Origin of the sequence: Streptomyces sp. NPDC006512, assembly GCF_040611935.1 — a bacterium.
In the GTDB taxonomy this organism is placed as follows: Bacteria; Actinomycetota; Actinomycetes; order Streptomycetales; family Streptomycetaceae; genus Streptomyces.
Genome location: NZ_JBEXPG010000013.1, coordinates 19,150 through 38,988, shown reverse-complemented (window position 1 = coordinate 38,988; position 19,839 = coordinate 19,150). Strand labels below are relative to the sequence as shown.

Below are 19,839 nucleotides of genomic sequence, written 5' to 3'. Positions count from 1 at the left end.
GCGGTTCCACTACTAGGTCAAGTCTCGCTCAGCGCCCGGTGAGGCGCTTGGCGTCGGCCAGGTGGGCGGTCAGCCGGTCCTGGATGCGTACGGTGGCCGCGTCCAGCGCGGTCCGCGTACGGCGGCCCGTGCCGTCCCCGGCGTCGAAGGCGGAGCCGAAGACCACGTCGACGCGGCTGCGCAGCGGCGGCAGCCCCTTGACGACGCGGCCCTTGGCCTCGGTGCTGCCCAGGACGGCGACGGGCACTATCGGGGCGCCGCTGCGGACCGCGAAGTACGCGAGTCCGGCGCGCAGGGACGCGAATTCGCCGTCGCCGCGGGTGCCCTCGGGGAAGATCCCCAGGGCGCCTCCGTTGTCCAGGACGCCGAGGGCGCGGGTGATGGCGGTCCGGTCCGCGCCGGTGCGGTCCACCTTGACCTGCCCGATCCCTTCCAGGAAGGGGCCGAGCGGGCCCACGTAGGCTTCCTTCTTGATCAGGAAGTGCAGCGGGCGCGGGGCGGTGCCCATGACCATGGGCCCGTCGATGTTGTGGGAGTGGTTCACCGCCAGGATGACGGGGCCGGAGGCGGGCACCTTCCAGGCACCCAGCACGCGCGGCTTCCACAGCCCGTACATGAGCCCGATGCCGATGCGCCTGCCGACCGCCGCACCCTTGGAGGAGGGCGTTGAGGTCACCTGGCGCGCCGCTCTTCGACCAGGGTCACGACGCATTCGACGACCTGGTCGAGGGTGAGCTCGGTGGTGTCCACCTCGACGGCGTCGTCGGCCTTGGCCAGCGGGGACGTCTTGCGGCCGGAGTCGGCGGCGTCCCGCTTGATCAGGGCTTCCCTGGTGGCCGCGAGGTCCGCGGCCTCCTTGCCGCGCAGTTCCCCGCTGCGGCGGGCGGCGCGGGCCTCGGCCGAGGCCGTCAGGAACACCTTGAGGTCGGCGGCGGGCAGGACGGTGGTGCCGATGTCCCGGCCCTCGACGACGATCCCGGCGCCCGCCTCCGCCGCCTCGGCGGCGATGGAGCGCTGGAGGTCCGTGATCAGGGTGCGCACCTCGGGGACGGCGCTGACGGCGCTGACCTTGGAGGTGACCTCCCTGGAGCGGATGGGGCCGGCGGCGTCCAGGCCGTCCACGGTGATCGTGGGCGCGGCCGGATCCGTACCGGACACGAGGGAGGGCTTGCCGGCGGCGACCGCGATGGCCTGCGGGTCGTCGGTGTCGACGCCGTTGGTGATCATCCACCAGGTGATGGCCCGGTACTGGGCGCCGGTGTCCAGGTAGCGGAGTCCGAGCTTGGCTGCCACGGCCTTGGAGGTGCTGGACTTGCCCGTGCCGGAGGGACCGTCGATGGCGACGATCACGGCGGACGGAGCTGCGGTTTCCACGGTGCGGGCACCTTCCTGGTTGCGCGTACGTGTCCGGGCGCGCCAAAAGCGCCCCTCCCCCAGGTTACCGGCCCCCGGCACCCGCTGATTCCGCCCGTGCCGCGGCCGGTCTTACGGCCCGTCCCGCCGCCCGTCCCGCGGCCGGTTCCGGCGGCTACTGCTGGCGCAGCGCCCAGCCCCGCTCGCGCAGCTCGGCCTCCAGGCCGGGAACGGCGCGCGGCTCGACCATGAGCTGGACCAGGCCGGCCTGCTGGCCGGTGGCGTGCTCGATGCGCACGTCCTCGATGTTGACCCCGGCCCGGCCCGCGTCCGCGAAGATGCGCGCCAGTTCTCCGGGGCGGTCGCTGATGAACACCCCGACCGTCTCGTACGCGGTGGGGGCCGCGCCGTGCTTGCCCGGGACGCGGACGCGCCCCGCGTTGCCGCGCCTGAGGACGTCCTCGATGCCGGCGGCGCCGCCGCGGCGCTTGGCCTCGTCGGAGGACTGGAGTCCGCGCAGGGCCTCCACGGTCTCCTCCAGGTCGGCGGCGATCCCGGACAGGACGTCGGCGACCGGACCCGGGTTGGCCGACAGGATCTCCACCCACATCCGCGGGTCCGACGCCGCGATCCGCGTGACGTCCCGGATGCCCTGCCCGCAGAGCCGCACCGCCGTCTCGTCCGCCTCCTCCAGCCGGGCCGCGACCATGCTGGACACGAGCTGCGGGGTGTGCGAGACCAGCGCCACCGCCCGGTCGTGGGCGTCGGCGTCCATCACGACGGGGACGGCCCGGCACAGGGCGACCAGTTCCAGCGCGAGGTTCAGCACCTCGTGGTCGGTGTCGCGGGTCGGCGTGAGCACCCAGGGGCGGCCCTCGAAGAGGTCGGCCGTCGCGGCCAGGGGTCCGGAGCGTTCCTTGCCGGCCATCGGATGGGTTCCGATGTACGCCGTCGCGTCGACGCCCAGCGCGGCGAGTTCGCGGCGCGGTCCGCCCTTGACGCTGGCGACGTCCACGTAGGCGCGGGCGAGGCCGCGGCCGATCGCGTCGGCCAGGGCGGCCGCCACGTGGGCCGGGGGGACGGCCACGACGGCGAGGTCGACGCGGTTCTCCGGCGCCTCGTCGGTGCCCGCGCCGAGGGCCGCGGCGGTACGGGCCTGCGAGGGGTCGTGGTCGACGAGGTGGACGGTGATGCCTCGGCCGGTCAGGGCGAGCGCCGCGGAGGTGCCGATCAGTCCGGTTCCGATGACGACGGCGGTTCTCACGGGGTGCTCCAGGGTGATCGCGGACGGCGGGGCCTGACTCAGGGTAGCCAGCCCGTACGGCGCGAGGGCCCGGCGGCCACCCCGTGGGACGGCGGCCGGGCCCTCGTCGGATCCGGGACCGCGGGATCCGGACCGGGATCCGGAGTGCGGGATCCGGACTGCGGGATCCGGACTGCGGGATCCGGGGCTAGAACTTCTGCTGCTTGATGATGTCCTCCAGCGAACCGGTCGGCAGCTGACCTTGCGGCGACAGCTTGTCGACGGCCGTGGGCAGCGCCTGGGCGATCTGGTCGGCGGCCTGCTCAGGGCTGACGCCGGCCTGGCCCGCGGCCTTCTGGAGGACCTCGTCCGGCAGCGCGTCGGCGATCTCCGCCCCGCTGACGGCCTTGTTCTCGCCGGTGCCGAGCCAGGACTGCGCCTGGTCGGCCAGACCGGACTTGGTCAGCATGTCCATCAGCCCGCCCAGCGGGTTGCCGCCGCCCGCGGCCTGGGCACCCTGGCCTCCGCCCCCGCCGCCGAGGGCTCCGAGCAGCGCGCCGAGGATGTTGCCCGCGCCACCGCCCTGACCGCCTTGACCGCCACCGCCGAGCAGACTGCCGAGAAGGGAGCCGAGGTCGTTACCCGCCATGGTCATGCCTTTCGAAGAGGGACCGGGCCGCACACCCAGCGGAGGGCCCGGCTTCGAGACACGGACAATGTCACCCGGATCGACCCGTATCGCCACTCGGCGCAACGCCCTCCGGCCGGTGCGGTACAACGGCCGTCATGATCTTTCACATCGTCCCCCTCGCCGACTGGAACGCCGCGCCGGAGTTCCCGTACGCCCCTCCCTCGCTCGCCTCCGAGGGCTTCGTCCACTGTTCGGCGGACCGCGCGACCGCGCTCGCCATCGTGGAGTCCCACTACCGGGAGGTGCCCGGCACCCTGCTCGCCGTGGAGCTGGACGAGGCGGCGCTCACGTCGGAGGTCCGCCGGGCGGGTGAATCCGGCGACCGCTACCCCCACGTTCACGGTCCGTTGAACCGGAACGCGGTGGCCCGCGTGTGGGAGGTCGTACGCACCCCCGGCCGCCCGGCGGAACTGACCCGCCGGGAGCCCGGGGTCTGAACCGGTGTGGCGGGCTTCACCTGGGGCCCTCCACACGCCAGGATGCTCGCCATCCCGGCACCCCAGCGAGGAGATCCCATGAACGACCCCACGCACACCGCCCGGCGCACCGTACTCGCGGCCGGAGCCGCCGCCCTCGCCGCCGGCACGCTCGCCGCCTGCGGAGGCGGCGGCGACGAGCCGGCGGGCGAGTCGGGCGGCGCGTCCGTCGCGGAGCCGAGCGGGTCCGCCGCGGCCCCGGCCGCGAAGGCACTGGTCAAGTCCTCGGAGGTGCCGGTCGGCGGCGGCAAGGTCCTCAAGGCGGAGAAGCTGGTGGTCACCCAGCCGACCGCCGGGTCCTTCCGCTGCTTCTCGGCGGTGTGCACGCACTCGGGCTGCCTCGTCGACAAGGTCCAGGACGGGGAGATCGACTGCCCTTGCCACGGCAGCAGGTTCAAGGACACGGACGGTGCCGTGACGAAGGGTCCGGCCACCCGGCCGCTGCCCGAGAAGAAGATCACGGTGGCGGCGGACGGCAATATCTCGCTCGCCTAGCGGAACGCTCCCCGCCTAACCTCCCGGGATGGACGACCTCACCCTGGTACGGGACCACACGATCTACGCCTGCGTGATGGGCTCCCGTGCCTTCGGCCTGGCGACGGAGGCGAGCGACACCGACCGGCGCGGTGTCTACCTCGCCCCGACGCCGCTGTTCTGGCGGTTCGACAAGCCGCCTACGCACGTGGAGGGGCCCCGGGAGGAGGAGTTCTCCTGGGAGCTGGAACGCTTCTGCGAACTCGCGCTGCGGGCCAACCCGAACATCCTGGAGTGCCTGCACTCCCCCCTGACCGAACGGATCACCCCGGCCGGAGAGGAACTCCTCTCCCTGCGCGAGGCCTTCCTCTCCCGCCGGGCCCACACCACCTTCACCCGCTACGCGAAGTCCCAGCACGGCAAGCTCCTCGCGGACGTCCGGCTGCACGGCGCCCCGCGCTGGAAGCACGCCATGCACCTGCTGCGGCTCCTCGGATCCTGCCGCGACCTGCTCCGCACGGGCCGCCTCACGATCGACGCGGGCCCCGACCGCGAGCGCCTCCTCGCGGTCAAGCGGGGCGAACTGTCGTGGGAAGAGGTCGACGCCTGGATGACCCGCCTCGCCGACGCGTCCGACGCGGCCCTCACCACCAGCCCCCTCCCGCCCGAACCCGACCGCGCCCGCGTCGAGTCCTTCCTGCACCACTGGCGCCGCGCCTCGGCGGCGTAGGCGGTTACACGGTCACACGATCACGCAGTCACGCCGTCACGCGTCCCAGAGGGCGCCGAAGGCCAGGAGTTCGTCCCGGTACTCGATGCGGCCCTCCCAGTCGCGGGGCCAGGCGTCCGCGCCGAGGTGGGCTCCCGCGAACGCGCCGGCGAGGCAGGCGATCGAGTCGGAGTCGCCCGACGTGCAGGCCGCGCGGCGCAGGGCCAGGAGGGGTTCCTCCGGAAAGAGCAGGAAGCACTGGAGGGCCGTGGCCAGGGCCTCCTCCGCTATCCAGCCGGCGCCGGTGGTCAGGCAGGGGTCGGTTTCCGGGGAGGGCGTGCGCAGGGCCGCCGCGAGCCGGTCCAGGACGCCCAGGCAGTCGTCCCAGCCCCGCGCCATGAAGGACTCCGGCGAGGCGTCGGAGGCGGTGCGCGTCCAGAGGTCGCCGAGCCAGCGCTCGTGGTAGCGGGTGCGGTTCTCCAGTGCGTACGAGCGCAGCCGGCCGACCAGGCCGGTCACTTCGGTGCCGCCGGCGAGCAGGTGGACCGCCCGGGCGGTGAGGTCGGATGCGGCGAGGGCGGTCGGGTGGCCGTGGGTGAGGGCCGACTGGAGCTGGGCCGCCCCGGCGCGTTCCTCCTCGGTCCAGCCGGGCACCAGCCCGACGGGCGCCACGCGCATGTTCGCGCCGCAGCCCTTGGAGCCGATCTGGCTGGCGTCCCGCCAGTCCCGCTCCGGGTGGTCCAGCAGCCGGCAGGCCGTCATGCAGGTGCGGCCGGGCGCGCGGTTGTTCTCCGGGGAGTGGTACCAGTCGACGAACTCCTCCCGGACCGGCCGGGCGAGCCGCAGCGGGCCGACGCGGCCCCGCTCGCCGGCCGTCCGCATGCCGCGGGCCAGGGCCAGCGTCATCTGGGTGTCGTCGGTGACGATCGCCGGACGCGGCAGGGCCATCTCCCGCCACGGCCCGGTCTTGGCCAGGATCGAGGGGACGTCGTTGAACTCCGTCGGGAACCCCAGGGCGTCGCCCAGGGCCAGGCCGACGAGGGCTCCGGTCGCGGGGCGCTTGGCGGTCGTCCTCGGCGCGCGGGCCGTCGTCGTGTTCGTCGTCATCGGGCGAAGCCTTCCGGGGGTCGGAGCAGGGGAGGGTGGAGGGTGGTCGCCGGTCCCGCCCGGTGGAGCGCGGCCGGTTTGCCGCGGCCGCCGGTCAGCCGGGCGGCGCCGGGCACGGCCTCGACGAAGCCGGGCGTCGCGAGCACCTTGCGGCGGAAGTTGGGCCGGTCGAGGGCGGTGCCCCAGACCGTCTCGTAGACGGCCTGGAGCTCGCCGAGGGTGAACTCGGGCGGGCAGAAGGCGGTGGCCAGGCAGGTGTACTCCAGCTTCGAGCCCACCCGCTCCCGGGCGTCGGCCAGGATCCGCGCGTGGTCGAAGGCCAGGTCCGCGGCGTCCTCGACGCGCACCCACCGGGCCCCGTCGGCGTCGCCGCCGCCTTCCGCGGCCGGTTCGGGCATGTCCGGGACCAGGGCGGTGAAGGCCACCGACACCACCCGCATCCGGGGGTCCCGGTCCGGTTCGCTGTAGGTGCGCAGCTGTTCCAGGTGCAGGTCCGCGACGAGGGCCTCGGCCAGACCGGTCTCCTCGGCCAGTTCGCGGCGCGCGGCCGTCTCGGCGGACTCCCGGGGCAGGACGAAGCCGCCGGGGAGCGCCCAGGCACCCGCGTACGGTTCCTGGCCGCGGCGGATCAGCAGCACGTGCAGGGCGCCGCCGCGCACGGTGAGGACGGCGAGGTCGACGGTCACCGCGAACGGCTCGAAGGCGTGGGGGTCGTAGTCCTGCGGACCGCGCGCGGGGGGACCGCCCGCCGGCCCCGGCCCGTTCACCGCTTCTCCGGGAGGGGGTCCGCGAAGTGGTGGCCTTCGGCGATGAGGGCGTCGACCGCCGTGACGGCCGTCTCCAGCCGGGTGCGCCGGTCCCCGCGCAGGACGAGGAAGCGCCGTCCGGTCGCCTCCAGTTCCTCCCGGAACCGGCCGGTCATCCACGGCCGCAGCTGCGGGCCGTCCCGCAGCCCGTCGTCCTCGAAGGGCACCCCGGCGTCGTCGGTCAGCAGGTACAGGTCCCGGCGGGTCAGGGCGGCGATCTTCTCGACCTCGGCGTTGCGGCCGCCCAGGTACCGCTCGTGCCAGATGCCGGTCGCGAAGGAGTCGGTGTCGCAGAAGAGGACGGGCGAGCCGAGCCGGGCCGCCCGTTCCTCGGCCTCCTCCTGGCGGCGGGCGATCACGGGGAACTCCCGCGAGGCGAAGGTCACCTCGGACCAGGAGGCGGCCGGGTCGGCCGCCCGGGCCGCGGCGAGCTTCTCCTCGCTGTACTCGCGTCCGTACTCGGCGACCCAGCCCGTCCCGGCCCAGACCCCGCCCCGCGCCCGGTAGTGCGCCGCCAGGTCCCGCGACAGGGTCGTGGTCCCGGTGGACTCGGCGCCCAGGACGACGACCCGCCGGGTCAGGGCGGCCCGCACGGCCGGTCCCAGGAACTCCCAGCACGCCACGGGATCCGCGCGCACGGCCGTCCCGGAGACGGGGAACAGCGTCCGCTCCGGGTCCACGCAGACCTCCTGCGCCCCGAACCGCCGCGCGAGTTCCGTCCCGTACGCCTCGGAGGTGAACACGGCGTCCACGGGCCGGCCCACCGCGCTCCGGAAGATCGCCATGTGGGCCTCCCAGACCGCCGGGTCGTGCAGGTCGACCGGGATGTCGTCGACGGCGCCGACCACGTCCGCACCGGGGTGTTCCTCGCGCATCCAGGCGACCCGGTCGGCGAGCGGCACCGACTCCACGGAGGCGGCGCAGACCAGTACGGTCAGCCGCTCGCACCGGTCCTGGGCCGTGCGCACGAGGTGGTGGTGGCCGGCGTGCGGCGGGTAGAACTTGCCCAGCACCAGCCCGTGCCCGTACCGCTCGCCGGCGCTCATGCCGCCGCCCCGACGGCCGTACGGGCGTCCCGCGCCGGCAGGGTGCGCCGCCAGCCGATCAGCCCGGCCACGCACAGGGCGAGGAAGCCGGTGTACAGGACCGAGGTCAGGTACAGCCCCTTGTAGGCGTAGAGCGGGACGTAGACGAGGTCGGCGGCGATCCACAGCCACCAGGACTCCAGGCGCTTGCGGCACTGCCCGTAGGTGGCCATGAGCGAGAGGGCGGTGGTCAGCGCGTCCCAGAACGGCACGGTGGAGTCGGTGACCCGGTCCAGCAGGAGGGTCAGCGCGGTGGTTCCTACCGCCCCCGCCGCGATCAGCCAGGCCCATTCGGCGCGCGTGGTGCGGCGCACCGGCAGGGCTCCCGCGGTTCCTGGTCCACCCCCGTGGGTCCAGGTCCACCAGCCGAAGGCGGCGAGGGCGATGAAGACGATCTGGAGCCCGGCGTCGGCGTAGAGGCCGGCCTGGGTGAAGAGCACGATGAAGAAGACGTTGTTGGCGATGCCGACCGGCCAGTTCGCGACGTGCTGCCGGCCCACCAGCCAGACGCAGACGGCCCCCGTGGCGAACCCGAGGATCTCGGTCCAGCTCGTACTCCAGCCCATGACGGCCCCCGCTCCCTTTAATAGTCATCCTGACTATAAACAGGGGCGGGACGGCCTGACAAGCGGAAGAGCCCGCGGCGCCGGGGCGCCGCGGGCTCTTCTCGGGGAACGGGAGGGGTTACAGACCGACCTCGCGCATCAGCATGCCGACCTCGGTGTTGGTCAGGCGGCGCAGCCAGCCGGACTTCTGGTCACCGAGCTCGATCGGGCCGAAGGAGGTCCGGACGAGCTTCTCGACCGGGAAGCCGGCCTCCGCCATCATGCGGCGCACGATGTGCTTGCGGCCCTCGTGGAGGGTCACCTCGACCAGGTAGTTCTTGCCGACCTGGTCGACGACGCGGAAGTGGTCGGCGCGGGCGTAGCCGTCCTCCAGCTCGATGCCGTCCTTGAGGCGCTTGCCGATCTCGCGCGGCAGCGGGCCGGTGATCGCGGCGACGTAGGTCTTCTTCACGCCGTACTTCGGGTGCGTGAGGCGGTGCGCCAGCTCGCCGTGGTTGGTGAGCAGGATGATGCCCTCGGTCTCGGTGTCGAGCCGGCCGACGTGGAAGAGACGCGTCTCACGGTTGGTGACGTAGTCGCCGAGGCACTGGCGGCCGTCGGGGTCCTCCATGGTGGAGACGACGCCGGCGGGCTTGTTCAGCGCGAAGAACAGGTACGACTGGGTGGCGACGGTCAGGCCGTCGACCTTGATCTCGTCCTTCGGCAGGACGCGCTTGCCCTGCTCCAGCACGATCTCGCCGTTGACCTCGACGCGGGCCTGCTCGATGAGCTCCTCGCAGGCGCGGCGCGAACCCATGCCGGCGCGGGCGAGGACCTTCTGCAGGCGCTCGCCCTCCTCCTCGGCACCCGGGAAGGTCTTCGGGGTCTTGATCACGGGCTTGTCGGCGTACCGGTCGCGCACGCGCTCCTCGATCCGCGCGTCCAGCTCGCGCGGGCGGGACTGGCCGCTGCGGCTGCCGGGACCGCGGCGCGGGCCGCCGGCCCCGCCGATGCCGGGGGTCTTGGAGGTCTTGGGGCCGCCCTTGGCGCCACCGCGCGCCGCGGCGCCACGGGCACCGGAGCCGCCCCGGCCGCCGTCGGCGGCGCCGCGGGCACCGCCGCCGCCCGCCTTGGCACCGCCGCGGCCGTTGCGCTCGCCCTCGGGGCCGACGTCGTAGCGGCGCTCCTCGGGGCGGGGGTTGCGGATGCGGGGCGCCGGCTGGTCGCGGTCGCGCGAGTCGGAGCCGCCCTGGTAGCCGCCGCCACCCTGGTAGCCGCCGCCCGAGCCGCCCCGGTAGCCGCCGGAGGAGCTGCCGCCGCCCGAGCCGCCGCGGTAGCCGCCGCCGGAGCCGCCGCTGCCCGAGCCGCCGCGGTAGCCACCGCCGCCGGAGCCGCTTCCGCGGCTGCCGCCGCCCGAGCCCGAGCCGCCGCGGGAGCTGCCGCCGCGTGCGCCGCCACCGCCGCCGCTGCTGTTCCTGTTGCCGCCGCCGTTGCCGTTACCGTTGCCGCTGCTTCGCATCAAAGTTCCGTCGTCTTGTCGTCTTCAGAGGTATCCGGTGCATCCGGATCGAACGACGGAACACCCTCTTGCGTCTCGGCTTCGATCGCGTCCGCCTCGGGGAGGAAGGGCGCGAGCTCCGGGAGCTCGTCCAGGCCGCGCAGGCCCATCCGCTCCAGAAAGTAGTTCGTCGTCCTGTACAGGATCGCACCTGTTTCGGGTTCCGTCCCCGCCTCGGCCACCAGACCCCGCTGCAGGAGGGTCCGCATGACCCCGTCGCAGTTGACTCCGCGGACCGCCGAGACCCTCGACCGGCTGACCGGCTGGCGGTACGCGACGACCGCCAGGGTCTCCAGGGCCGCCTGGGTGAGCCGGGCCTGCTGGCCGTCCAGGACGAAGGCCTCGACGGCCCGTGCGTACTCGGGCCGGGTGTAGAACCGCCAGCCGCCGGCGACCGGCCGCAGCTCGAAGCCCCTGCGCTGCACGGTGTACTCGTCGGCGAGCTCGCGCAGGGCGTCGGCCACCTCGCGCGGGGTGCGCTCCAGCACCTTGGCGAGGTGTTCCGTGGTCGCGGGTTCGTCCACGACCATCAGGACGGCCTCCAGGGCGCCCTTGACGTCCAGCGCCTGTGTCATTCGCCCGCCTCCACGACCTGGTCGAACTCGTCGGTGACCTTCGGCATTCCGTCCCCGTCCCCGCCGCTCCAGCGCACCGTGAGGGTCCGCAGGGCCTCCTCCTGGTCGAGGACGACGGCCTTCTCCCGGTAGAGCTCCAGCAGCGCCAGGAACCGCGCGACGACGGTCAGGGTGTCCGGGGCGTCCTCGGTCAGCTCCTGGAAGGTCGCCTCGCCCCGCGCCTTGAGCAGGCGTACGAGGTGTCCCGCCTGCTCCCGCACGCTGACGAGCGGGGCGTGGATGTGGTCGACGTACACCTCGGGCCTGGCCCTGGGCTGCATGGCCCGCACCGCCAGCCGGGCGAAGCCCTCGGCGCCGATGCTGATGACCACCTCGGGCAGCAGGTCCGCGTGGTGCGGCTCCAGGCCGACCGTGCGGGGGTACCGCCTGCCCTCATCCTCGGCCCGCAGCTCGAAGATCTCGGCGATCCGCTTGTACGCCCGGTACTGGAGCAGCCGCGCGAAGAGCAGGTCCCGCGCCTCCAGCAGGGCGAGGTCGGCCTCGTCCTCCACCTCGGCGGCGGGCAGCAGCCGGGCCGCCTTCAGGTCGAGGAGGGTGGCCGCCACCACCAGGAACTCGGTGGTCTGGTCGAGGTCCCAGTCGGGGCCCATGGCACGGATGTGCGCCATGAACTCGTCGGTGACCTCGGACAGCGCCACCTCGGTGACGTCGAGCTTGTGCCGCGAGATCAGCTGGAGCAGGAGGTCGAAGGGGCCCTCGAAGTTGGCGAGCCGCAGCGTGAACCGTCCGTCACCGGGGGCCTCGCCCTCCCCCGCGGCCTCCTGGCGGGGCTCGGCGGGGGTGTCGGCGGCCCGGGGGGCCTCGGGGGTCTCCTCGTCCGGGACGTCCTGCGGCGGGCCCGTCAGGGGCTCCTCGGCCGCTCCCGGCTCGCGGCCCAGGCTCCCGCGGCCCAGACTCCGGCGGGCCGGGCGGGCGGGACGGGCGGGGTCGTCGTGCGGGGGCATCGCGGTCCAGGGTGGTGCGGAGGGTTCGGCTTACGGCCGGGCGGGCACCGCCCGCCCCCGGACGCAGCCTATGCCCTGGGGCCCGGGCCGGATCAGCGGCCGCGCAGGCGGCGTACGAGGATGCTGGCGTCCCCGCGGGACTCCAGGTCCGCCAGGACCACGGCGACCGCCTCGCGGACGATGCGGCCGCGGTCCACGGCCAGCCCGTGCTCGCCGCGCAGGACCAGCCGGGCGTGCTCCAGGTCCATGAGCTCCTCGGCGGAGACGTAGACCGTGATCTTCTCGTCGTGCCGCTCGCGGCCGCTCGGCCGCCGGTTCGCGCCCCGGCCCTGCCCCTTGCCGGACCGGGGCGAGGACGCCCCGGCGGCAGTGGCAGAACCTTCCTGCGGCCTGCGCTGCGCGCCCACCGCCGGGTCGCCGCCCTCCCGGACGCGGCCGTCTCCCGTGGTCCTCGCCGTGCCGTCCGCCGGGGCGGCCGCGTGTTCCGTGCCGCCGGCCGGCACCTCGTCGGCTCCCCGCCTCGGCGAGGACGACTGGAGGGCCGTGCCCCCGGTCGTGCGGAACAGTTCGTCGGCTCCGGGCAGACTCACTCGGCGGGACACCGGGCGAGCACCTCCCTGGCCAGCTGGCGGTAGGCGGCGGCGCCGACGGAGTTGGACGCGTACGTGGTGATCGGCTCACCGGCGACCGTGGTCTCCGGGAAGCGCACCGTCCGGCCGATGACCGTGTGGTAGACGTGGTCGTCGAACGCCTCGACGACGCGCGCCAGGACCTCGCGGCTGTGCACCGTACGGGAGTCGTACATCGTGGCGAGGATGCCGTCGAGCTCCAGCTCCGGGTTGAGCCGCTCCTGCACCTTCTCGATCGTCTCGGTCAGCAGCGCCACGCCGCGCAGCGCGAAGAACTCGCACTCCAGCGGGACGATGACCTTGTGAGCCGCCGTCAGGGCGTTCACGGTCAGCAGGCCGAGCGAGGGCTGACAGTCGATCACGATGTAGTCGTAGTCGGCCATCAGGGGCTTGAGGGCCCGCTGGAGGGTGGACTCGCGCGCGACCTCGCTGACCAGCTGCACTTCGGCGGCCGAGAGGTCGATGTTGCTCGGCAGCAGGTCCATGTTGGGGACCGCCGTCTTGAGCAGCACCTCGTCGGCCGACATGCCCCGCTCCATGAGCAGGTTGTAGACCGTCAGGTCGAGTTCCATCGGGTTCACGCCGAGGCCCACGGACAGCGCGCCCTGCGGGTCGAAGTCGACGAGCAGCACGCGGCGCCCGTACTCGGCGAGCGCGGCACCCAGGTTGATGGTCGACGTGGTCTTGCCCACGCCGCCCTTCTGGTTGCACATCGCGATGATCTTCGCCGGGCCGTGTTCGGCCAGCGGACCCGGGATCGGGAAGTACGGCAGCGGGCGTCCGGTCGGGCCGATCCGCTCGCGGCGCTGGCGGGCAGCGTCGGGGGCGAGAGTGGCCGCGTACTCGGGGTCCGGTTCGTACTCCGCGTCGGGGTCGTAGAAGTGCCCCTCGGGCACATTGTCGTAGTCGGCGAAACCAGTGGGCTTTTCGCCGCTCAGGTCGCCGGCCCTGGAGTTCACGTCTAGGCCGTCCATGCTCTTTTGGGGCGTCGTCATGTGCTGGTGGTTTGCGAAGGTGCGGACTGCGACGGAGCCGACAGCTTCGAGCCCGGCAGGACCCTGGGCCCGCTCAGGCGTCCCTGCTCGACCACCCCCAGGAGCAAATGTCGACTCATTCACAAGTCGTCTTACCTCCTCGGACGTGACCAGGACACTTATCGATAGGTCAGCGTTGCACCATGCCGACGGTTGGCGACTCTATGGCGTGTCACCGCTCAGCGGCAACACAATCCGCCGGACCCGACGCGTTGTGTCGGCAACCGAACACCACTCTGTCAAGGGCGTACGAGCTGTCGCCGCGAAGTTTCGCGGGTGTGCGAAAGGGTTAAAGGGTTACGTTCGAGGCGAGTTGAGGCGGGTCGGCGGGCACCCCGCGAACGCGTCCGGCCGGACCTTGCGGGCAAGGTCCGGCCGGATACGTGAGATTGACGTCAGTCGTTGACGGATCAGCCGAGCAGCGTGCTCAGCTCAAGGGTCTCGAGGCCGTGGGCCTCGGCGACGGGACCGTAAACGACCTGGCCGTCATGGGTGTTGAGGCCGAGCGCGAGCGCCGGGTCGCGACGGAGGGCCTCGGCCCAGCCGAGGTTCGCGAGCTGCACGATGTACGGCAGGGTCGCGTTGGTCAGCGCGTAGGTGGAGGTGTTCGGCACCGCGCCCGGCATGTTGGCGACGCAGTAGAAGACCGAGTTGTGGACCTGGAAGGTCGGCTCGGCGTGAGTGGTCGGACGGGAGTCCTCGAAGCAGCCTCCCTGGTCGATCGCAATGTCGACAAGGACACTTCCGGGCTTCATCCGGGAGACGAGCTCGTTGGTGACCAGCTTCGGCGCCTTCGCACCCGGGATCAGCACCGCGCCGATGACGAGGTCGGCCGCGAGGACGGCCTTCTCCAGCTCGTAGGCGTTGGAGACGATCGTCTGGATCTTCGTGCCGAAGATCTTGTCGGCCTCGCGGAGCTTGTTGATGTCGCGGTCGAGCAGGGTCACGTGGAAGCCCATGCCGATGGCGATCTGCGCGGCGTTCCAGCCGGAGACGCCACCGCCGATGACGACGGCCTCGCCCGCGGAGGTGCCGGGCACGCCGCCCGGGAGCACGCCGCGGCCGCCGGCCGAGCGCATCAGGTGGTAGGCGCCGACCTGCGGGGCCAGGCGGCCCGCGACCTCGGACATCGGGGCGAGCAGCGGGAGCGCGCGGTTCGCGAGCTCGACCGTCTCGTACGCGATGGCGGTGGTGCCGGACTCCAGGAGGGCGTCCGTGCACTCGCGGGAGGCCGCGAGGTGCAGGTAGGTGAAGAGGGTCTGGTCCTTGCGGAGGCGGTGGTACTCCTCCGCGATGGGCTCCTTGACCTTCAGCAGCAGGTCGGCGGTCGCCCAGACCTCGTCGGCGGTACCGAGGATCTCGGCACCGGCCGAGACGTACTCGGCGTCCGTGATCGAGGAGCCGACACCGGCGTTCTGCTCGACGAAGACCTGGTGGCCGTTGCGGACCAGCTCATGCACGCCGGCGGGCGTGATGGCGACCCGGAACTCGTTGTTCTTGACCTCGCGGGGGATGCCGACCTTCATCGTCGATCACGGTCCTTGGCTCAGGGGATATTACGGGCTACTTCCATACATACCCGCCCACAAGAACGCGCAACGGGATGCACCACGGGAAGCCGCGGTGAACCCAGTCTAATGAAGGATGAGTCGCTGTCTAGCCTTGCAAACGAATAATCTCAGTCGGAAGCACTACGGATTTCGCAGGCAGCGGGGTCATCTCCCAGCAATCTGTCGGCTGCGGACCGGTGCAGCCTGGCGGCCGCGGGGTCGCCGAGCCGGTCCAGCGTGTCGGCCAGCCGGACCTGTAGGGCGGCCTGAAGTCGCAGGTCCCCGGCCCGGCGCGCCAGCTCGATCGCCTCGCGGCAGGTGTGCAGGGATTCCTCGGGCCGTCCGGCGTACTCCTGGACCCGCGCCATCTCGCTCAACGCCTTTGCCTGGCCCGGAACATCGGCGAGCTTGCGGTAGCCCGCGGCGGCGGCCCGCCAGCTGCGCAGCGCCTCCCCGTAGCGGCCCGCGTAGGTGTGCACGTTGCCCAGCCGGCCGTACAGCCTGGCCTCGTCCGCGCGCTCCCCCCGGGCGAGGGCGTGGGACAGGGCGCGGCCGAACCAGTCGGAGGCCCGCGGCCAGTCCTCCAGCTCCTGGTACGCGCCGCCTACGGATTCCATCGCGCGGCCGGTGGCGTACGGGTCCTTCGCGGCCTTTCCCGCGTCGAGCGCGGCCCGGTACCGCTCCAGGGCCTCCTGGGTGCGGCCGGTCTCGGCGTCGAGGTCGGCCAGGTTCAGCAGGGCGGCGGCCTGCTCCCGGTGCAGGCCGCGCCGCTCGGCCACGTCGAGGACGAGCCGGTGCAGCCCGTACAGCTCGGGGGCGGCGGCCTCGGTGCCCCGGTGCTCGGCGAGGGCCCTGACCAGGGCGGACACCAGGCGCCGGGCGAGGGTGTCCAGGCCGCCGTCGGCGACGGCCAGGGTGGCGGCCGCCGTCAGGGCGGGCAGCCGGGTGTCCAGCCACACGGCCGCGGCCCGCCGGTCCGGGAACCGCAGGGCGCGGGGCGTCCCGTCGAGGCGCTCCCGCAGCAGGTCCTCGTCGTCCTCGGCCATGGCGCGGCAGGAGGTCAGCAGCCGTACGGTCCGCTCCAGCATCCGGGCGCGGGCGAGCTGGACCTCGGCGGGCCGTTCCTTGGCCTCCAGCAGGGACTGGAGCAGCGGTGCGAGGCAGCCGGGGAGCAGGAACAGGCCGTTGTGCGCGTGCCGTACGAGGCCCAGCCCGGCGAAGTCCTCCAGGGTGGACTGCGCGGCGGCCACCGAGCATCCGGCGAGGGCGGAGGCGGTGTGCGAGTCGAGCATCCCGGCGGGGGCGAGCGGCAGGAGCCGCAGCGTGCGCTGGGCCGGCTGCGGGAGGGACGCGTAGACGAGCCGGAAGGAGCGGGCGAGCGGGCCGCTGGTGCCCGGGGGCATGTCGTGGAGCTGCTTGGCCAGGTCGGCGACGGCGGCCTTGGGGTGGGCGGCGAGCCAGCCGCCGGCCAGCGCGAGGGCTGCGGGCTGGCCTCCGCACTCCTCGGCGAGGGCCTCGGCGGCGCGGGGGTCGACGGTGACGCGGGTGTCGCCGATCTGCTGGGCGAGCATCTCGACGGCGGAGGGGGTGTCCAGGCCGCCGAGGGTGCAGGGGCGGACGTCCGGGATCCCGGTGAGCGGTCCCTCGGCGGTGACGACGACCAGGCACTCGGGGGTGTCCGGGAGCAGGGCGTCGACCTGCTGCGGGTCGGCGGCGTCGTCGAGGAGGAGGATGGCCCGCCGGCCGGCGAGCGCCTCCCGCAGGGCGGCGCTCAGGTCTTCCTCACCGGCGCCGGGCGGGGTGGGCCTGCCGAGGGCCTCCAGCAGGGTGCGGCCGGCCCGTTCGGCGGTCACCGCCTCCCCGCCGGGGGTGGTGAGACGGACCGTGAACAGCCCGTCGGGGTACTGGTCGGCGACCTCGCGGACGAAGGCCTCGGCGAGGGCGGTCCGGCCGGAGCCGGGCCGTCCGGCGACCAGCAGCACCCGCGCGCGGGGCGCCTTGGCCTTGCGGCCGGAGAGGGTGTCGAGCCCGGTCCGCGCGATGTCCTCGCGCAGCTCCTTGAGCTCACGCCGCCGCCCGACGAAATCCGTCACGGATCCGCTCCTCTCCCTGCCTTCGGGTTGCGAGCGTAGTTCACGCAGAGCGACGACCCGGGTGGAGCGCGGCGGGTAGATCCCCCAATCGGATCAGCGGATGGTCCGCTTTATCGTGCGCGGGCGGCACGTCCCGGCTCCGGCGCCCCGCCCGGGCCGGGTTGCCGCCCCGCGCCACCGCCCGCCGGCGGGTCCCGCGCAGGCCGGGCGGGTCGCGGTACGGAGCGGGGCGGCGGCCAGCCGCCCGTGGGCGGCTGCGGCCGGGCGGGGAGGCCTCCCCCGCTCCCCCGGCCGGGCCGGACCCCCGGGCCGCGCCGGGGTGCGGGGCGCGGTGACTACGCTTCGTACGGGCGGGCCGGCCAGGGGGCCAGGGCCGGGCGGAGGCCGTCGGGGCCGTCCCCGGAGGCCGTGGCGGCGGCGAGGGCCAGTACGCCCGTGACGAGGCCGGGGTTGCCCAGTTCGCCCGCGAGGACGCCGCGCACGAGGTCGGCCAGGGGTACCCAGGCCACCTCCATGTCGGCCTCCTCCGAGTCGGACTCCTCGTACCGCTCCCCCTCGGCGGCGGAGACGCCCCGCGCCAGGAAGATCCGGATCGCCTCGTCGGAGCCGCCGGGCGAGGCGAAGAAGTCGGCCAGCACCCGCCAGTCCTCGGCCTTGACGTGCGCCTCCTCGTACAGCTCGCGCTGCGCCGCGTGCAGCGGGTTCTCCCCCGGCACGTCCAGCAGACCGGCGGGCAGTTCCCACAGCCGGTGGCGCACCGGGTGGCGGTACTGGCGGATCACGAGGACCCGGTCCTCGGCGTCGAGGGCCAGGGCGCACACCGAGCCGGGGTGGACCTGGTAGTCGCGGCGGGCCACCGACCTGTCCGGCATCCGCACCATGTCCGAGTCGACGGCCGTCTTGGCGCCCTGGAAGGGCCGCCGCGTCGACAGCGTCTCCCAGCTTTCCGACGTATCGCTGATGCCCATGCCCCTAGCCTCCACACAACGCGCGACAGCCGGGGTACGGATCTTTCCGTACCCCGGCTGCCTACGTTATGCGCTCAGGCGGTCACTTCGCCGACTGCTGGCGCTCCACGGCCGCCTTGACCAGGCCCGCGAAGAGCGGGTGCGGCCGGGTCGGGCGGGAGCGGAGCTCCGGGTGGGCCTGCGTGGCCACCAGGTAGGGGTGGACCTCGCGCGGGTACTCGACGTACTCGACGAGCTTGTTGTCCGGGGAGGTGCCGGAGAACACGAGGCCCGCCTTCTGCTCCAGTTCGCCGCGGTAGGCGTTGTTGACCTCGTAGCGGTGGCGGTGGCGCTCGTCCACGTACGCCTGGTCGCCGTAGACCTCGCGCACGATGGAGCCCTCGGCGAGCTTCGCCGGGTACATGCCGAGGCGCATGGTGCCGCCCAGGTCGCCCGCGCCCTCGACGAAGGCCAGCTGCTCCTCCATGGTCGAGATGACCGGGTGCGGGGTGGAGGCGTCGAACTCGGTGGAGTTCGCGTCCTCGATGCCCGCGAGGTTGCGCGCGGCCTCGATGACCACGCACTGCAGGCCCAGGCACAGGCCGAGCAGCGGGACCTTGTTCTCGCGGGCGTAGGTGATCGCGCCGACCTTGCCGTTGACACCGCGGTCGCCGAAGCCGCCGGGGACGCAGATCGCGTCCACGTCGCCGAGCACCGCCGCCGCCCCGGCCGGGGTCTTGCAGTCGTCGGAGGCGACCCACTTGATCTGGACGCGGGCCCGGTTGGCGAAACCGCCGGCGCGCAGCGCCTCGGTCACCGACAGGTAGGCGTCGGGCAGGTCGATGTACTTGCCGACGAGCGCGACCTTGACCTCGTGGTCGGGGTTGTGGACCCGGTCCAGGAGGTCTTCCCAGACGGTCCAGTTGACGTCGCGGAAGGGCAGGTCGAGCTTGCGGACGACGTACGCGTCGAGGCCCTCGGTGTGCAGGACCTTCGGGATGTCGTAGATCGACTTGGCGTCGATCGCGGCGACCACGGCGGCCTCGTCCACGTCGCACATCAGCGAGATCTTGCGCTTGATGGAGGTGGGGACCTCGCGGTCGGCGCGCAGCACGATCGCGTCGGGCTGGATGCCGATGTTGCGCAGCGCCGCGACGGAGTGCTGGGTGGGCTTGGTCTTCAGCTCGCCGGAGGGGCCGATGTAGGGCAGCAGCGAGATGTGCACGACGAAGACGTTGTCGCGGCCGACCTCGTGGCGGACCTGGCGGACGGTCTCCAGGAAGGGCAGCGACTCGATGTCGCCGACGGTGCCGCCGACCTCGGTGATCACCACGTCGACGTCCGCGGTCGCCATGCGGCGGATGCGGTGCTTGATCTCGTTGGTGATGTGCGGGATGACCTGCACGGTGTCGCCGAGGTACTCGCCGCGCCGCTCCTTGGCGATGACCTGCGAGTAGACCTGGCCGGTGGTGACGTTGGCCGAGCCGTCGAGGTCGACGTCGAGGAAGCGCTCGTAGTGGCCGATGTCCAGGTCGGTCTCGGCGCCGTCGTTGGTGACGAACACCTCACCGTGCTGGAAGGGGTTCATCGTGCCGGGGTCGACGTTCAGGTACGGGTCGAGCTTCTGCATCGTGACCCGCAGGCCGCGCGCCTTCAGCAGCGCACCCAGGCTGGAGGCCGTCAGCCCCTTGCCGAGGGACGAAGCGACACCCCCGGTGACGAAGATGTGCTTGGTCGTCATGGATTTGGGCGGCATCGCCAAGAGGGGGCTCCCGTGGTCGCGAGGTGAGGTGCGTCCGGCGCCGTTCCGCGGAGATCCGGAAGGGGTCTCAGGGGGCGCCGAAGCTGCGGTTTCGGGGCTCCTGATTCGCACAGGCAGACCACCGGTCCACGGGGTACCAGCCTATCAGCGCCCGGGACGGTCCGCCTCCGGGCGCGCGGCGGCGGGCGCGCGCCACAC

At 73.2% G+C, this 19,839-nt stretch carries 20 protein-coding genes; 3 read left to right on the top strand and 17 right to left on the bottom strand.

Annotated elements, in window-relative coordinates; genetic code table 11:
* Positions 1-28 precede the first annotated feature (28 nt).
* The 4 genes from ABZZ17_RS12010 to ABZZ17_RS11995 all read right to left on the bottom strand — a co-directional run bounded on the left by ABZZ17_RS12010 (position 29) and on the right by ABZZ17_RS11995 (position 3,245).
* Positions 29-712, bottom strand: a complete 684-nt coding sequence (locus tag ABZZ17_RS12010; protein ID WP_356874738.1) for a lysophospholipid acyltransferase family protein — start codon at positions 710-712, stop codon at positions 29-31.
* On the bottom strand, positions 673-1,374 hold the full coding sequence (gene cmk / locus ABZZ17_RS12005; protein WP_356874736.1) for a (d)CMP kinase: 702 nt from the start codon (positions 1,372-1,374) through the stop codon (positions 673-675). Before cmk ends, ABZZ17_RS12010 begins: the two co-directional genes overlap by 40 nt.
* A gap of 154 nt (positions 1,375-1,528) precedes the next feature.
* Complete coding sequence (locus tag ABZZ17_RS12000) at positions 1,529-2,617, bottom strand: prephenate dehydrogenase (protein ID WP_356874734.1); 1,089 nt, start codon at positions 2,615-2,617, stop codon at positions 1,529-1,531.
* 187 nt (positions 2,618-2,804) lie between these two features.
* Positions 2,805-3,245, bottom strand: a complete 441-nt coding sequence (locus ABZZ17_RS11995; protein ID WP_356874732.1) for a YidB family protein — start codon at positions 3,243-3,245, stop codon at positions 2,805-2,807.
* Between the two features lie 137 nt (positions 3,246-3,382).
* On the opposite strand from ABZZ17_RS11995, the gene ABZZ17_RS11990 reads away from it, so the two are divergent.
* The 3 genes from ABZZ17_RS11990 (at position 3,383) to ABZZ17_RS11980 (ending at position 4,967) form a co-directional block, all read left to right on the top strand.
* Positions 3,383-3,724, top strand: a complete 342-nt coding sequence (locus tag ABZZ17_RS11990; protein WP_356874730.1) for a DUF952 domain-containing protein — start codon at positions 3,383-3,385, stop codon at positions 3,722-3,724.
* A 78-nt stretch (positions 3,725-3,802) separates the two neighbouring features.
* The gene (locus ABZZ17_RS11985) at positions 3,803-4,258 is read left to right on the top strand and encodes a Rieske (2Fe-2S) protein (RefSeq protein ID WP_356874728.1); all 456 of its coding nucleotides are present in this window, start codon (positions 3,803-3,805) and stop codon (positions 4,256-4,258) included.
* A gap of 28 nt (positions 4,259-4,286) precedes the next feature.
* Positions 4,287-4,967 (top strand): nucleotidyltransferase domain-containing protein, encoded by a 681-nt coding sequence (locus ABZZ17_RS11980; RefSeq protein ID WP_356874726.1) that lies wholly within the window; start codon positions 4,287-4,289, stop codon positions 4,965-4,967.
* Between the two features lie 36 nt (positions 4,968-5,003).
* Here the strand turns inward: ABZZ17_RS11980 and ABZZ17_RS11975 are convergent, their stop codons facing one another.
* The 13 genes from ABZZ17_RS11975 to ABZZ17_RS11915 all read right to left on the bottom strand — a co-directional run bounded on the left by ABZZ17_RS11975 (position 5,004) and on the right by ABZZ17_RS11915 (position 19,635).
* Complete coding sequence (locus ABZZ17_RS11975; protein ID WP_356874724.1) at positions 5,004-6,053, bottom strand: ADP-ribosylglycohydrolase family protein; 1,050 nt, start codon at positions 6,051-6,053, stop codon at positions 5,004-5,006.
* Positions 6,050-6,820: an NUDIX hydrolase gene (locus ABZZ17_RS11970; RefSeq protein ID WP_356874722.1), complete on the bottom strand. Its 771-nt coding sequence runs from the start codon at positions 6,818-6,820 to the stop codon at positions 6,050-6,052. Before ABZZ17_RS11970 ends, ABZZ17_RS11975 begins: the two co-directional genes overlap by 4 nt.
* Positions 6,817-7,905 (bottom strand): AAA family ATPase, encoded by a 1,089-nt coding sequence (locus ABZZ17_RS11965; RefSeq protein WP_356874720.1) that lies wholly within the window; start codon positions 7,903-7,905, stop codon positions 6,817-6,819. Before ABZZ17_RS11965 ends, ABZZ17_RS11970 begins: the two co-directional genes overlap by 4 nt.
* The gene (gene pnuC, locus ABZZ17_RS11960; protein ID WP_356874718.1) at positions 7,902-8,510 is read right to left on the bottom strand and encodes a nicotinamide riboside transporter PnuC; all 609 of its coding nucleotides are present in this window, start codon (positions 8,508-8,510) and stop codon (positions 7,902-7,904) included. Before pnuC ends, ABZZ17_RS11965 begins: the two co-directional genes overlap by 4 nt.
* A gap of 118 nt (positions 8,511-8,628) precedes the next feature.
* The gene (locus ABZZ17_RS11955) at positions 8,629-10,008 is read right to left on the bottom strand and encodes a pseudouridine synthase (RefSeq protein ID WP_356874716.1); all 1,380 of its coding nucleotides are present in this window, start codon (positions 10,006-10,008) and stop codon (positions 8,629-8,631) included.
* Positions 10,008-10,622, bottom strand: a complete 615-nt coding sequence (gene scpB / locus ABZZ17_RS11950) for an SMC-Scp complex subunit ScpB (protein ID WP_356874714.1) — start codon at positions 10,620-10,622, stop codon at positions 10,008-10,010. The genes ABZZ17_RS11955 and scpB overlap by 1 nt, the downstream gene beginning before the upstream one ends.
* Positions 10,619-11,626 (bottom strand): segregation/condensation protein A, encoded by a 1,008-nt coding sequence (locus ABZZ17_RS11945; RefSeq protein WP_356874709.1) that lies wholly within the window; start codon positions 11,624-11,626, stop codon positions 10,619-10,621. Before ABZZ17_RS11945 ends, scpB begins: the two co-directional genes overlap by 4 nt.
* 92 nt (positions 11,627-11,718) lie before the next feature.
* Entirely contained in the window at positions 11,719-12,228 is a 510-nt protein-coding gene (locus tag ABZZ17_RS11940; RefSeq protein WP_356874707.1) for a hypothetical protein, read from the bottom strand.
* Entirely contained in the window at positions 12,213-13,250 is a 1,038-nt protein-coding gene (locus ABZZ17_RS11935; protein ID WP_356874705.1) for a ParA family protein, read from the bottom strand. Before ABZZ17_RS11935 ends, ABZZ17_RS11940 begins: the two co-directional genes overlap by 16 nt.
* A 449-nt stretch (positions 13,251-13,699) precedes the next feature.
* Entirely contained in the window at positions 13,700-14,815 is a 1,116-nt protein-coding gene (ald, locus tag ABZZ17_RS11930) for an alanine dehydrogenase (protein WP_356874703.1), read from the bottom strand.
* Between the two features lie 152 nt (positions 14,816-14,967).
* Positions 14,968-16,932 carry a tetratricopeptide repeat protein gene (locus ABZZ17_RS11925; RefSeq protein WP_356874701.1) on the bottom strand — a complete coding sequence of 655 codons (1,965 nt, stop codon included), beginning with the start codon at positions 16,930-16,932 and terminating at the stop codon, positions 14,968-14,970.
* A 335-nt stretch (positions 16,933-17,267) separates the two neighbouring features.
* On the bottom strand, positions 17,268-17,900 hold the full coding sequence (locus ABZZ17_RS11920) for an NUDIX hydrolase (RefSeq protein ID WP_356874699.1): 633 nt from the start codon (positions 17,898-17,900) through the stop codon (positions 17,268-17,270).
* An 82-nt stretch (positions 17,901-17,982) separates the two neighbouring features.
* On the bottom strand, positions 17,983-19,635 hold the full coding sequence (locus tag ABZZ17_RS11915; protein ID WP_356874697.1) for a CTP synthase: 1,653 nt from the start codon (positions 19,633-19,635) through the stop codon (positions 17,983-17,985).
* Positions 19,636-19,839 lie beyond the last annotated feature (204 nt).